The sequence below is a fragment of the Legionella donaldsonii genome (genome assembly GCF_900452385.1).
In the GTDB taxonomy this organism is placed as follows: Bacteria; Pseudomonadota; Gammaproteobacteria; order Legionellales; family Legionellaceae; genus Tatlockia; species Tatlockia donaldsonii.
In genome coordinates this window covers 3,123,738-3,137,805 of the sequence record NZ_UGOA01000001.1, presented here as the reverse complement: position 1 = coordinate 3,137,805, position 14,068 = coordinate 3,123,738, and the positions used below count along the sequence as shown (strand labels likewise).

Below are 14,068 nucleotides of genomic sequence, written 5' to 3'. Positions count from 1 at the left end.
TTATCTCCTTAAGTCTTAAATAAATCATCCATTGCCTCAATCATCAAATTCGTTACATCAATTGCATTCGAGGCGTGCGCAATGGTATTGCAGGTGATGATTTGCTTGACTCCTGATTTTTGTAAGTCCTCATAGGCGTTTCCTGCAAAGAGAGCATGTACTCCAATACAAATAGGAGGTTTCATCAGGAGTGATTTTAAATGAGTAACTGTTTTAATCATGGTGGCTGCTGTTGAAATAATATCATCGACTAAGATGGGTGTATGGTTTTGATATAAGCCAATTTGCGGAATGGTTATTTCAACGAGATTATCGCCTTTTCTTTGTTTTTCCAGAATTAAAAAGGGTGCATTAATCCTTTGAGCAATGCTTGAGACCCATTGCGAGCTTTCTGCATCGGGTCCAATAAGCAATGCATCAGGCACATTAGCGTTAATCCAGGCGGCAATGGGATTAGTTGCATGTAGTGCAATTGCCGGAATGGAATAAATGTCATTTAAATCATGCCAACGATGAAGATGTGGATCAATGGTCATCAACCCATCAAAATAGTTTGAAATTAGTTTGGCAAAATAGTGAGAAGTAATACTGTCTCCAGGTTGAAACCGTTTATCCTGGCGCATATAAACAAGATAGGGTGCGATGAGACCTATTTTTTTTGCTCCTAATTCTCTGGCCGTTTCAGCAGTAAAGAGAAGAGGCAGTATTTTGCCATTGGGATGGGTTAAATCAGCAATCATGATGACGTCTTTGTCGTTCACTAACGATTTGATGTTAATCACTGTTTCTTCATCGGGAAATTGGTGCAGAGTGATATTGCTCATTTCATAACCTAGCTGTTGATGCATTCCCTTGGCAAAATGGTCGCTGCCAAATAGAGAAAAGAGTATCGGGTTGGGCTTCATGTGGATTCCTCAATATGGATAACAGGATGCCCTTGTCGATGAAACATCAAGGCATAATCAAGCTCACCTTGAGTCTCTGCATGAACAATCAGTAAGGGTTGACCTTTTTCTACCATAGTATTTAACGGCGTTAAGAGTTCAACTCCCGCAACTTTTGATTTGGGTGCCCCTGCGAGTTTTGCTAGGCGGGCTATCAAGCGATTATCGATACTCGTGACCTTGCCTGCTCCCGTAGATTCAATGGTTTTGGTGTACGGTGCAGAAGGAATGTCAAAAAATCCACCTTGTGCTTGGCAGATTGCCTCAAATTTTGTTAATGCTTTTCCGCTATTCAACAAAGACTCTGCGAGTTGTTTACCCGAGCCTGGTGTAACTTTGGGAGAAAATTCGAGTAGGTGTCCTGCCAGGGTTAAGGCACGGTTCCGTAAATCTTGAGGTGCTGATGGATGACAAGAAAGCACGGAAAATACATCCCGTGCTTCAAGAGCAGGTCCGATACCCCGACCAACGGGTTGAACTCCATCCGTAAAAACACAATTGAGTTGGATGGAAAATTCTTTGGCAATACGCTCTAAGGTATTTTTTAAAGCAGTTGCTTGTTCCATCGTCCTTACTTTTGCCGTAGGACCAATGGGAATGTCAATGACAATGTGGGTCGAACCTGCGGCAATTTTTTTAGAGAGAATGGAAGCCACCATTTGTCCTTCGCTGTCTAAATCGATGGAACGTTCAATGCGAATGAGTAAATCATCCGCAGGGCTTAAAGCAACGGCACCACCCCAAGCAATGCACCCATGTTCTTGCTCCACTACTTTTTGCATGGTTTTGATGTCTAAATTAACGGGCGCAAAAACCTCCATGGTGTCGGCTGTTCCTGCGGGTGAGGTTATGGCTCTGGAGGAGGTTTTGGGCATCATGAGTCCAAAGGCTGCAACTATTGGAACTACAATTAAGGTAGTGCGATTGCCGGGTAAGCCACCAACACAGTGCTTATCCACAATAAACGGTAAGGGCCAGTGCAATTTCTTTCCGGTTTGCACCATGGCGTTCGTTAACTCAAGGATTTCATTGGTGTTCAATCGACTTCCCGCACTTCCTGCAAGAAACATAGCAATCTGAACATCGGAGAGTTGTCCTGTCACGACATCAGCCACAATGTGGTTAATTTCTTCTGTTTTTAATTCATTCCCATAAAGTTTGGAGCGAATAGAGCTTAATGAGTCAAGTGGCTTTGGGTGGGCAATAGAAATTTTATCGCCTATCTTTGCTGAGAGCAAATCCCAAGCATAGCTCGAGAGGCTTGCCTCGCCGGGTTTGAGTAAATTTGATGTCACCTCAGTGGTATTGATGGTGGCGATGATGGTTTGGTTATTGAGTGTGACTTCTACGCGGGCCTCGGCCACAAACCCTTCTGAGCGACAGATGTGACAGTCTTCGCGCATGTAAATAATCGCCATTTTTGACGAGTTAATCCCTATATGGGTGAGTGTTAATGCTGCATGAGTGGTGTTCACGTGAGCGTCTCGGTTTGTTGGTAGTGAGGAACCACACAGGTCCAGCCAAATTGCTGTTCTATTTTCGCCTTTAATGAAGTTGCCGCTTGGGGTTCGCCATGGGTAATAAAAATTTTTTTAGGCGGTTTACGAAAATGGCTTAACCAGTGCAGGAGCTCTTCATAATCTGCATGGGCCGAGAGGTTACTTAAGGATTCAACCTGTGCTTTAACAGGAACCATCTGCCCGTGTATTTTAATTTCCGTCTCACCTTGAATCATACGGGCACCACGCGTTCCACCTGCTTGGTAGCCGGCAAAAAGGATGGTGTTTTCATGGTGAGGGGCATAGGCTTTTAAATGAAATAAAATACGACCTCCTGTTGCCATGCCGCTGGCCGAAATGATGATTTTGGGAAATTGATTGCTATCGAGTTGTTTGGATTCCTCAGGGGTCCTGATGTAGGTTGCCGTGTCACACAGGTTTTTACACTCCTGTTCTGACAGACGGTGGTCTTCTTGATGGTGACACAGAATATGGGTTGCATTGATGGCCATGGGGCTATCGAGATATACAGGAATATCCGGGATGGATTGCTCTTGTTTTAATAGTGAGATGTAATGGAGTATGCTTTGGGCGCGCGCCACGGCAAAGGCTGGAATAATGATGGAGCCCCCTCGTCGCACGGTTTTATTAATGATGTTTTTTAAAAGCTCTGTAGGAGGAGTCTTGTCGTGGAGGCGATTCCCATAGGTTGATTCAATCACCAGATAATCAATGTCTTCAATGAGGCTTGGCGCTTGCATGACACAATCATGAGGCCTTCCCATGTCGCCAGTAAATAAAAGGGACTTATTATGGTTCTTCATGCGAACAAAGGATGAGCCAATAATATGACCTGCACGGATGAATTGAACCTCCATGTCTTTAAAAGGATCAAAAAGGGTATTGTAGAGTTTGGTTCGGAATTGTTTTAACGCCGTTTCTGCATCCTGGATTGTATAAAGAGGTAGGGCCGGATGATGTTTGGAATAGCCATACTTGTTGGCATTTTTGGCCTCTTCTTCTTGCAAATGACCACTATCGGGCAAAAGGATGGCACATAAATCTTTGGTACCGGGTGTGCAGTAAATAGGACCAGAGAAGCCATTTTTTACTAATAAGGGTAAATAACCGGTGTGATCGATGTGTGCATGAGTAAGAAGTACTGCATTAATGGATGCGGGGTTAATGGGTAGTGGTGCCCAATTGCGAAGGCGAAGCTCCTTATACCCTTGAAATAACCCACAATCCACTAAGATTTTATTATGGTCTGCCTCAACTAAGTACTTAGAGCCCGTTACGGTTTCTGTGGCGCCTAGGAACGTTAATTTCATCATGATTATCCTTTTTTTATTGAGTATAGTGCAAGTTACAATTGCATGCTGGATAAACTATTATCGAAACAAAGGGTTATTCATTATACCCTATGGGGTATGGCTTGACAGAGATTGGGTGAAGCGATACATAATGGGGTACATAGAGTTTTTACCTCTGCATCCATTCGTTACATTGTTCATATGATTAATGATTGGATGCTCATGCTAAGATGTGAATTATTAAAGGATTCTAGGATATGCCAGACCATTCTTCACATACAAAAGAGCTTTCTCGCATCAATCGTGCTGTTGGCCAGCTTCAAGGTATTAAGCGCATGATTGAACAGGAACAGTATTGTGTTGATATTCTGTCTCAGTTGCGTGCTGTTCGCAACGCCATAAAATCCATAGAGCTTAGTGTGCTTGAAACCCATATCATTGGGTGCATTGCCGATGCTTCTTGCTGTCAGGATGAATCACTCAGGGTGGAACGCATCCATGAGATTATGGAACTACTCAAAAAATACGAATAGGTGAACTATGTCACACGAACATCATCATGATCATGGAAAATCCACGGAAGGCGCAATGAACCATAAGTGTTGTCATTCCAAGCAAAACATGTATCAAGGAAAGGCCGCTTCTCCTAACGAAGGTGGCGAGGTGATTTACACTTGCCCCATGCACCCAGAAATTCGTCAATCTCATCCAGGCAACTGCCCGATTTGTGGCATGACCCTGGAGCCAGTTACTGCGACGATAATTGAGGAAGTTAGTCCTGAATATCGGGATATGCGCCGCCGTTTTTGGGTCTCCCTCATTTTGACTCTACCTGTTTTTATTCTTGAAATGAGTGGACATGGAAGAATATCTCACCTCTCTTCAAGTCAATCCACGTGGATGCAGATGGCCCTGGCAACGCCTGTTGTTTTGTGGGGAAGTTGGCCTTTCTTTGTGCGGGCATTTCAATCGCTAAAGACGCGGCTGAACATGTTTACCTTGATTGCCATGGGTATCGGTGTAGCTTGGGTTTACAGCTTAGTGGCCACCTTATTCCCACAACTATTCCCAGCAGTCTTTCGTAAAGAAGGTGTGGTAGCCGTTTATTTTGAGGCAGCTGCAGTGATTACTACTTTGGTTTTGTTAGGACAAGTGTTGGAGCTCAAAGCGCGCGAACAAACGGGTAGTGCGATTCGTGCCTTACTGACACTAGCCCCTGAGAGTGCACATCGTTTGAGAGAAGATGGCACCGAAGAGGAGCTATCTCTTGATGCAGTCCATAAAGGTGATTTGCTGCGCGTACGACCTGGTGAGAAAATACCTGTTGATGGCGAAGTACAAGAAGGTCATAGTCATGTAGATGAATCGATGGTTACTGGTGAACCTATGCCCGTAGCTAAGGATGTGGGTAGCCAAGTCATTGGTGCGACAATGAATCAGACCGGTAGTTTTATCATGAAAGCCTTGCATGTGGGAAGTGACACGATGCTGGCGCGCATTGTACAGATGGTGAGTGAGGCACAACGAAGTCGTGCCCCAATCCAGCGTTTGGCAGATACCGTGTCTTCCTGGTTTGTGCCTATTGTTATTTTGATTGCAGTGGCGTCCTTTAGTATATGGGTACTCTATGGCCCGCAACCAGCATTCAGCTACGGTCTCATTGCGGCAGTTTCGGTGCTCATTATTGCTTGTCCTTGTGCCTTGGGCCTTGCCACACCGATGTCGATTATGGTCGGAGTTGGACTTGGTGCGCGAAATGGAGTCTTAATAAAAAATGCAGAAGCGCTGGAGCACATGGAGAAAGTGAATGCTTTAGTGGTTGATAAAACGGGTACATTAACTGAAGGACATCCAAAGCTGACACAAATTATTACGGCCGATGAGTTTGAAGAAGATGAAGTGTTGGCTTGGGCTGCGGCATTAGAAAACAACAGTGAGCATCCGCTGGCCAATGCCATTGTGGCTGCAGCAAAAGAGAAAAAGCTGACTTTATCTCATGTTTCAGAGTTTAATGCGCCGACGGGCAAAGGGGTGACTGGAATAATCGAGGGGCGTTCCATTGGCATCGGTAATGCCAAGTTGATGCAAGAGTTCGGTGTTCACAGTAATCTGTTAGTGGCAAAAGCCGATAAACTACGGGCCGAAGGGGCTACTGTGATGTTCATGGCAGTGGACGGTAAAGCGGCTGCGATTTTGGCTGTCGAAGACCCGATTAAAGCCACAACACCCGATGCCATTCGCGAACTTCAGGAGGATGGAATTGAAATTTTTATGCTGACTGGGGACAGTAAAAAAACCGGTGAGGCAGTTGCCGCTAAATTGGGCATAAAGCACGTGATGGCTGAAGTCATGCCTGAAGATAAAAGTCGTATTGTGGGTGAATTGAAGGCTAAAGGTCGTATTGTTGTTATGGCAGGAGACGGGGTCAATGATGCGCCAGCACTTGCCAAAGCCGACATTGGTATTGCCATGGGAACGGGCACGGATGTGGCGATAGAAAGTGCAGGGGTTACCTTATTGCGTGGTGATTTAAATGGCATTTTAAAGGCCAGGCGTTTATCGCAGGCGACGATGCGCAATATCCGCCAAAATCTGTTTTTTGCATTTATTTACAATGCACTAGGTGTGCCCATTGCTGCAGGGGTCTTGTATCCTATGACTGGGATGCTTTTAAGCCCAATTATTGCTGCTGCTGCCATGTCATTGAGCTCGGTATCCGTCATTGGGAATGCGCTTCGCCTACGGTGGTTACACGTATGAACGATTCTTGGGGTTATCAACTCATACCAGCCTGTTCCTTACCCCTAAAAAGAATTTTTTTAGGGCAAGCGAAGCATTTAATCAGGGTGAATGAGCGTTGTTTACTCACTTTAATACTTGTGTTTTGCTCTTTTGTTGTGAGCGCTCAGCCTGCTGTAAGCCTTAAGGAATTAACCCAACTAGCTATAGACCATAACAAAGATTTAAGGGCAGCACGTTTCAATGTCGCTATTGCTGCGGGTCGATTAGTGCAAGCAGGGCTTTGGTCAAACCCCAATTTTAATGTGTCGAATAACGACGACAGACTGTTTAATAATGAAGGCGAATATTCTCGAAGTGCGGCCTTTACCCAAGCGTTTCCTATTTCTGGGCGTATTGCCAAACAAAAAACAGTAGCCCGTATTGATGTAGAACGCGCCAGGGCTGAAATTCGAGAAGCGGAACGTCAGTTAAGCGCTAAAGTAGCTGTTGCTTTTTATGCACTTGTGGTTACTGAGAAGCGCTTGCAACAAGCCAATTATTTACTGCGTATTAATCGGGAGCTGGTGAACGTGATTCATGATCGCTATCATGCTGCTGAAATTTCCAAGCTCGATGATAATTCGGCGCGTATTGAATACCAGCGCATTGAGCAAGACAAGCATCTTTTGCACAGCCTTCGCATCAGTCAATACGCTACCTTGAATCAATTACTCGGTCGGAAAGCCAATCAACCGTTGAGGATCCAATTAGAGACACCAATCCACCTCAAACTCCTTAAACTTCAAACGTTACAGTCCTTTGCTTTACAGCATCGCCCTGACCGACAAAGTCTTTGGTTGGCGGTGGGTAGAGCCAATGCCGACAGGCGTCTTGCGAAAGCCCAACGCTTTGCAGATTGGACTTTGGGTCTTGGCGTTCAACAAGATAAGATTGTTGTAGAAAATGGACCGCCACAGCCAGCTGATCGCACTTTAGGGGTCACTCTTTCCATTCCCCTGCCTCTATTAAATGCTAATCAGGGGCGTATCCTTGAGGCAGCCGCCACAGGAACCCAAGCCCTCATGGCGCTACGCGCTTTAAATCTTGCTATTGAAACGGAAGTAGCCAGCAATTACGCGCAGCTTAACGCCTTGCACGCCAGTCTTGTGCAGGCCAAAAACACCTCCCTTCGTTTAAGTATTGAGAATATAAAATTGGCACAAGATGCCTATCAGAATGGTCAAATTTCACTGTTAAATGTATTGCAAATTCAGCGCCAACAAAATGATTTACAGAATGCTTATTTAAATACGTTAGAGAAATATTTTCAGGTGTATGTTGCATTATGTACTGCAATGGGTACAGATAAACCCAAGGGACTGTGTTCGTATTTAGCCTATCAGAGGAATGACAATGGTTATGACTTGGCAACAAAAGATTAAAACAGGACTGAGTGCGGCGATTGTTTTGTGCCTCTTCTTAAATGCACATTCAGTAAGTGCACATGGGGATGAAATTGAGGTCAATGAGGGGGGAAAAGCGGGACCTGTACAATTGACCAAGGAGCAAACTCAAATGTTGGGTATTGAGGTGGCTGATGCGACCCCTCGTCCTATGGCAGAATTGCTGACTCTTAATGGCCAAATTCAGTTGTTGCCCGATGCTCAAGCCGATGTCAGTGTACGAATCAGTGGGGCTGTGACGGCCATTAATGCCAATTTAGGTGATAAAGTAGTCAAAGACCAGGCTTTGGCTACGGTGCAATCGCGTTTAATTGGCAATCCACCGCCTAGTGTGGCGGTGAAATCCCCGATTGATGGGGTTATTGATGCACGTAATGTTAATTTGGGACAGGCAGTGGAGCCTAATACCGTTTTGTTTCATGTCAGTAATCGGAACCAGTTGCTTGTTGTAGCGCAAGTATATGAAGAAGACTTAAGCCGCGTTAAAGTAGGGCAGAAGGTTAATGTTCATGCATTAAGTTATCCCAAGCAGATTTTTCCAGGCAAAGTGACACTCATTGAGCCCAATTTGGATGCTTTAACGCGTACCGTTAATGTCCAAATCCGCTTGGATAATCAAGACAACGTATTAAAGCCAGGTATGTTTGTGCGGGCTAATCTTGTTTTACGCTATGCCAATGCGGCACTGACTGTACCAAGCAACGCGATTCTTGAGGTGGATAATGTCTCGTTTGTCTTTGTACGCACAGGCAATAACTATGAGCGGGTGAATGTGCGTGTTGGTGCCAGTGACGACAGTTATACGGAAATAAAAGAAGGACTTGTACCCGGTGATGAGGTGGTCATCCAAGGCAATCAGGAACTGTATACCTTATCCTTAACTAGCGGTGGCAAATCCCGATTAGGTCATGAGGAGCCCCATTAATGTTTACGCACCTCATTGCCTGGTCTTTGCATAATCGTCTTTTAATTTTGGCACTCACCTTGGTTTTGTGTTTGTTAGGTGGCTATACCTTAAAACAAATGCCTGTGGATGTATTTCCTGAGTTTGCCCCACCGCAAGTGGTGGTGCAAACTCAAGCCCCAGGTATGGCAACCCAGGATGTGGAAACCTTAATTACCTATCCTTTGGAAAGTGCAATTAACGGCACGCCTGGGGTGGTTAGCGTGCGTTCTAAAACGTCCGTGGGTCTTTCTACTATCACGGTCGTATTTGATGACCAAACCGACATCTACCGTAATCGCCAATTGGTGAATGAACGCATTCAGCAAGTGACTAATCGCTTGCCACCTGGGGTTGGTTCGCCGGTGATGTTACCGGTTACCTCTGCCGTGGGATGGTTGGTTAAATACGCTTTGGTCAGTGATACCGCAAGCCCTGAAACCTTGCGTACTATTTCGGACTGGACTATTCGACCACGGATTCTGGCACTAGGCGGCGTGGCCTCTGTGGTATCCATTGGTGGCGAGGTCAAGCAATACCAGGTACGTCTTATTCCCGAGCGCATGTTAGCGTATCGAATCACCGTGGAAGAGGTACGCCAAGCCTTGACTTCTGCCAATCAAAATGTGCCTGGTGCTTTTTTGCATCAGGCAGGAACTGAAATGGTGGTGGGTACCATGGGGCGTATTCAATCCTTAGCCGACATTAAAAAAACGTTGATTGTTGTTCGTAATGGTGTGCCTATTACCATTAATAATATTGCGCACGTTGCTTTTGGTGGTGAGATTAAACGCGGTGATGGGAGCTATAATACCCAAAATGCCGTGATTGGTACCGTCTCTAAAGCCTATGGGGCCGATACGGTCACAACCACAGCTAAAGTAGAAAGGGCACTTGCAGAAATTAAAAGAGCACTGCCTGCTGATGTAACCTTAATGACCAATGTATTTCGCCAGGCCAATTTTATTGAATCCGCTATTCACAATTTAACACGAGCCCTGCTTGAAGGTGCGGTGATTGTCATTGCGATTCTTTTTGTCTTTTTGATGAATTGGCGTGCTTCTTTTATTACCTTTTTGTCCATGCCGGTTTCATTCGTGGTTGGTATTTTAGTCCTGCATTATTTTGGCATTGGCATTAATTCCATGACCTTAGGTGGTATGGCGATTGCCATTGGCGAAGTGGTTGATGACGGCATCATTACGGTTGAAAACGTCGTGCATCGCTTACGGATTAATCGTCAGGAAGCTCATCCCTTACCCACCATTGAAGTGGTTTTTGATGCAGTCCTTGAAATTCGCAGTTCGGTGGTTTATGCAACGATAATTATCAGTCTCGTCTTTTTACCCATCTTCTTTTTGTCAGGTATTGCAGAGCGCATTTTTAGCCCTTTAGCCATTGCCTACATTGCCTCCGTATTAGGTTCTCTGGTGGTCTCCATCACCATGGTACCCGCTTTGTGCTACCTGTTGCTGGTACATCGCCAGGAAAAACAACACGATGCCGAAGTCAGTTTGCATGCCTTATCGCAAAAGGAGCGACATTATACGGTTGAGCGCGAAGCAAATCACGAAGGGGAATCCGAAACTCGTTTTGTCTTGTGGCTAAAAAAACATTTTCTAAAAGCACTCCAATGGTCCGTATCGCACTGCAAAATAGTGCTCGCCCTGGCCCTGTCTGCGTTTATTTTTGCTTTGGCGTTACTTCCTTTTTTCGGTACTTCTTTTTTACCGGAGTTTCATGAGGGCAACTTTATTGTCGCAATGAGTACCTTGCCTGGAACCTCACTGGATGAATCCATGCGTTTAGGCCAACAGGTGCAAAAGGTTTTACTTCGCTACCCGCAAGTGATTTCCATTGCGCAGCGTGCTGGACGCAGTGAATTGGATGAGGATGCCTTGCCACCTAATGTCAGTGAGTTTGATGTGCGCCTTGATTTTGCTAAAGACAAATCCATGCCACCGGATGAACTGCTGCGTCGTATCCGTGCGGATTTGGCCAATATTCCAGGCACGGTATTTAACGTGGGCCAATTCATCGCCCATCGCATGGATGAGGTACTTTCCGGCGTTCGAGCTCAAGTGGCCGTTAAAATTTTTGGGGATAATTTATCCACACTTAATGAGTTAGGGCAGTCGATGGAGGCCCTTTTAAAATCAGTACCCGGGGTGGTGGATGTAAATAAGGAGCAGCAGATTAAAGTGTCGCAGCTGGTGATAAAGCTTGATCGCGAAAAAGCAGCGCGTTATGGAGTCAATGTTGGGCAGATTTCTGAAGACGTGCAGGTGTTGCTGAATGGCGTCAGTGTATCCAGTGTTTTAGAAGGACAACGAACCTTTGATTTATATCTGCGGATGGATAAACCAGGACGTGATAGCGTTAAAGCCATTCAAAACATGCTCATTGATGCGCATGGGGTGGGGGAAAACAGCACGGCGCAAATACCCCTGCGCGCCGTGGCTGAGATTGAATTGAAACCGCAACCTTTTGCCATTAATCGTGAGAAGGTGCAACGTTTGTTAGTCATTGGCTTTAATGTGCAGGGCCGCGATTTAGGCAGTGTGATTACTGAGGTGCAACAGCGAGTACAACAAAAAATTAAACTCCCCACCGGTTATTTTATTCAATACGGTGGCCAGTTTGAAAGCCAGCAACAAGCGTCCAAAGTTATTTTGGCCTTTGGTGGATTGGTGATTTTTATCATGCTGATTTTACTGCATAAAGCCTTTGGCACTTTTAGAGAAGCGCTATTGGTGATGTTTAATTTGCCTTTAGCACTCATTGGTGGGGTCATTTCGTTGTTTGTGGTTAGCGGTGAGATGAGTGTGGCGGCTATGATCGGCTTTATTACTTTGTTTGGTATTGCTGCGAGAAACGGAATCATTTTGGTGAGTCATTACAATCAATTACGCTTGCAGGGCAAAACTCGAGAACAAGTGGTTTTTGATGGTACTATGGATCGCTTGGTGCCGGTATTAATGACTGCCGCAACGGCCGCATTGGGGTTATTTCCTCTATTATGGGGCTCACCTGCAGGTAAAGAATTGGAGCGTCCTTTGGCTCAGGTACTTTTAGGTGGATTATTTACATCGACGGTCTTAAATATGTTTGTAGTGCCTACCGTGTATAACGCCATCGAAGTGTGGCGAGAAAAACGTACTGCTTTTAATGAAACTACTCAAGGAGAAAAAACATGATGCATAGTACTTTGAAACAAAAAAAACACTTTTGGTTGGGGCTTATAGCCAGTGTTTTGATGGTTTGTGGCTACTCCCAGGTATTTGCTAACCCGACTGAAGAGCAAACTGAAGTCATTCCTAAAACCATTCCAGCCATTTGGCAGGCTGTAGATAAGCATGCTGCGTCCATCGAGAAAGCGATAACCGATAATCAGCTGACCTCCATACACGAACATGCGTTTGCCATTCGTGATTTAGTCAACGCGTTACCTGCATTAAGCAAGGACTTATCGGAGGAGCAGAAAAAAACACTGCAAAACAATTTAAGCTATGTTGACCAATTGGCCACTCGTCTTGACAAAACAGGCGATAACAAGGATAAAGAAGGCACACAAACCAATTGGCAAAAATTACAAAAGGTGTTAGTGCAGTTACGTGCGCTGTATACTCCTGTTGCCCCTAATTAATCCAGGAAGCTGTTATGATGTTAGTTGTTCGCAGTTTATTGTTCACTGTTTTAGCTTTAAATAACCTAATTGCAGGCGCTAATGCGCCTGTGTCGCAACCTGCGAAACCCACCGTACTCCTTATCAAAAAATACACGACCACCATCAATGGTAAAGCAAGTGAACTGTTTAAAATAGAACAGCCCGATGGGACTTGGGGTTTTCATGGGATAAAGGGACAGATGTTTGACGCTATTGTAAAAAACCAGACGGATAAACCTACGGCAGTACACTGGCATGGTTTGATGGTTCCTAATGATCAAGATGGTGTGCCTTACATCACTCAGGCTCCTATTCCGCCAGGTGGTGAATACCATTATCATTTTCCGTTAAAACAATCTGGGACTTATTGGATGCATTCGCATCATGACTTGCAAGTCCAACAGTTCTTGTCGGCTCCACTCATTATATCCGATCCTGATGAGGTCCAAAGCACTAAGGACGTCACGTTATTCATTGGTGATTTTAGTTATAAAAAACCGGAACTCATTTTTGCCGAATTAAAACACGGCGAAATGGCGCACATGCACCATGGCGGTGGAATGGCTTCCGTGGATGGCAAGCAGGCAACGCTTGATTTAAATGATGTGGCCTATGATGCCTTTCTTACTAATTACCGCACCCTTAAAAATCCTGAAATCGTCTCTGTTCGTCCTGGCGATACCGTACGCTTGCGCTTTATAGCGGGCTCTGCGATGACCAATTTTTTTCTCAACACGGGACAGTTACAGGGTGAGGCCATTGCCATTGATGGTCAGCCGATTAAGCCTGTGAAATCCAATCAGTTTCAATTACCAGTAGGACAACGCCTGGATGTACTGGTTAAAATTCCTGTCGGTGAAAAGGCTTATCCTATCCTTGCACAAGGTGAGGGCACGTCCATGCAAACGGGCCTTATTCTTGCCACACCAAAAGCAACTATTCCTGTCCTTAAAGAGCAAGCGGATTCAACAGCGGGTGCACTCAATTACGACCAGGAACTCAAGCTCAAGGCAGTAAATCCCTTAAAACCACAAAATCCTGGGCACACGCTGGTTGTCAGTCTGGAGGGTGATATGATGGGTTATACTTGGTCCATTAATAAACAGGCTTGGCCTCATATAAAACCTTTGCAAGTCACTTCCAATAAACGGGTAGAGATGGTGTTTCACAATCAGACCACTATGGCTCATCCCATGCATTTACATGGTCATGTGTTTGAAGTGACTGAAATTGATGGAAAAGCCATTAAAAACGGCGCGATCCAAGATACCGTACTGGTTTTGCCTCATTCCACGGTGAAGGTGCAATTTGATACGGATAATCCGGGTAATTGGATGATGCATTGTCATATGCTGTATCATCAAGAAGGTGGGATGATGACCCTGGTTCATTATAAAGGAGTTGCTATGCCTCCTTTAACCATGACGCATGAGATGCATTCATGATTTATGATTAGCTGAGGAGGTTTTAGCGAGCGTGCACCTAGAGTATGATTCATTTATTAAATGGCATTGACTC

The 14,068-nt window shown here is 45.1% G+C and carries 10 protein-coding genes; 7 read left to right on the top strand and 3 right to left on the bottom strand.

Translation table 11 applies throughout. From position 1 onward, the window contains the following. Nucleotides 1-8: 8 nt before the first annotated feature. The 3 genes from DYC89_RS14155 to DYC89_RS14145 are packed head-to-tail and all read right to left on the bottom strand — an operon-like array spanning nt 9 to nt 3,774. On the bottom strand, nt 9-905 hold the full coding sequence (locus DYC89_RS14155; protein WP_115222371.1) for a ribose-phosphate pyrophosphokinase: 897 nt from the start codon (nt 903-905) through the stop codon (nt 9-11). Then, complete coding sequence (locus DYC89_RS14150; protein WP_115222370.1) at nt 902-2,419, bottom strand: thymidine phosphorylase family protein; 1,518 nt, start codon at nt 2,417-2,419, stop codon at nt 902-904. The genes DYC89_RS14155 and DYC89_RS14150 overlap by 4 nt, the downstream gene beginning before the upstream one ends. Next, on the bottom strand, nt 2,416-3,774 hold the full coding sequence (locus DYC89_RS14145; protein WP_115222369.1) for an MBL fold metallo-hydrolase RNA specificity domain-containing protein: 1,359 nt from the start codon (nt 3,772-3,774) through the stop codon (nt 2,416-2,418). The genes DYC89_RS14150 and DYC89_RS14145 overlap by 4 nt, the downstream gene beginning before the upstream one ends. Before the next feature lie 239 nt (nt 3,775-4,013). Between DYC89_RS14145 and DYC89_RS14140 the strand changes: the two genes are divergently transcribed. Genes DYC89_RS14140 through DYC89_RS14110 form a run of 7 tightly spaced genes read left to right on the top strand, consistent with a single transcriptional unit; the run spans nt 4,014 to nt 13,995 of the window. Continuing rightward, nucleotides 4,014-4,289, top strand: a complete 276-nt coding sequence (locus DYC89_RS14140) for a metal-sensitive transcriptional regulator (protein WP_115222368.1) — start codon at nt 4,014-4,016, stop codon at nt 4,287-4,289. 7 nt (nt 4,290-4,296) lie between these two features. After that, nucleotides 4,297-6,516 carry a copper-transporting P-type ATPase gene (locus tag DYC89_RS14135; RefSeq protein WP_181879412.1) on the top strand — a complete coding sequence of 740 codons (2,220 nt, stop codon included), beginning with the start codon at nt 4,297-4,299 and terminating at the stop codon, nt 6,514-6,516. Beyond that, nucleotides 6,513-7,919, top strand: coding sequence for a TolC family protein (locus DYC89_RS14130; RefSeq protein ID WP_115222367.1), 1,407 nt, complete (start codon nt 6,513-6,515; stop codon nt 7,917-7,919). Before DYC89_RS14135 ends, DYC89_RS14130 begins: the two co-directional genes overlap by 4 nt. Then, complete coding sequence (locus tag DYC89_RS14125) at nt 7,897-8,865, top strand: efflux RND transporter periplasmic adaptor subunit (RefSeq protein ID WP_425451558.1); 969 nt, start codon at nt 7,897-7,899, stop codon at nt 8,863-8,865. The genes DYC89_RS14130 and DYC89_RS14125 overlap by 23 nt, the downstream gene beginning before the upstream one ends. After that, on the top strand, nt 8,865-12,080 hold the full coding sequence (locus tag DYC89_RS14120) for an efflux RND transporter permease subunit (RefSeq protein WP_115222365.1): 3,216 nt from the start codon (nt 8,865-8,867) through the stop codon (nt 12,078-12,080). The genes DYC89_RS14125 and DYC89_RS14120 overlap by 1 nt, the downstream gene beginning before the upstream one ends. After that, on the top strand, nt 12,077-12,529 hold the full coding sequence (locus DYC89_RS14115) for a transporter (protein ID WP_115222364.1): 453 nt from the start codon (nt 12,077-12,079) through the stop codon (nt 12,527-12,529). Before DYC89_RS14120 ends, DYC89_RS14115 begins: the two co-directional genes overlap by 4 nt. 14 nt (nt 12,530-12,543) lie before the next feature. Beyond that, nucleotides 12,544-13,995 carry a multicopper oxidase family protein gene (locus DYC89_RS14110; protein WP_245954011.1) on the top strand — a complete coding sequence of 484 codons (1,452 nt, stop codon included), beginning with the start codon at nt 12,544-12,546 and terminating at the stop codon, nt 13,993-13,995. The last annotated feature ends 73 nt before the right edge of the window (nt 13,996-14,068 follow it).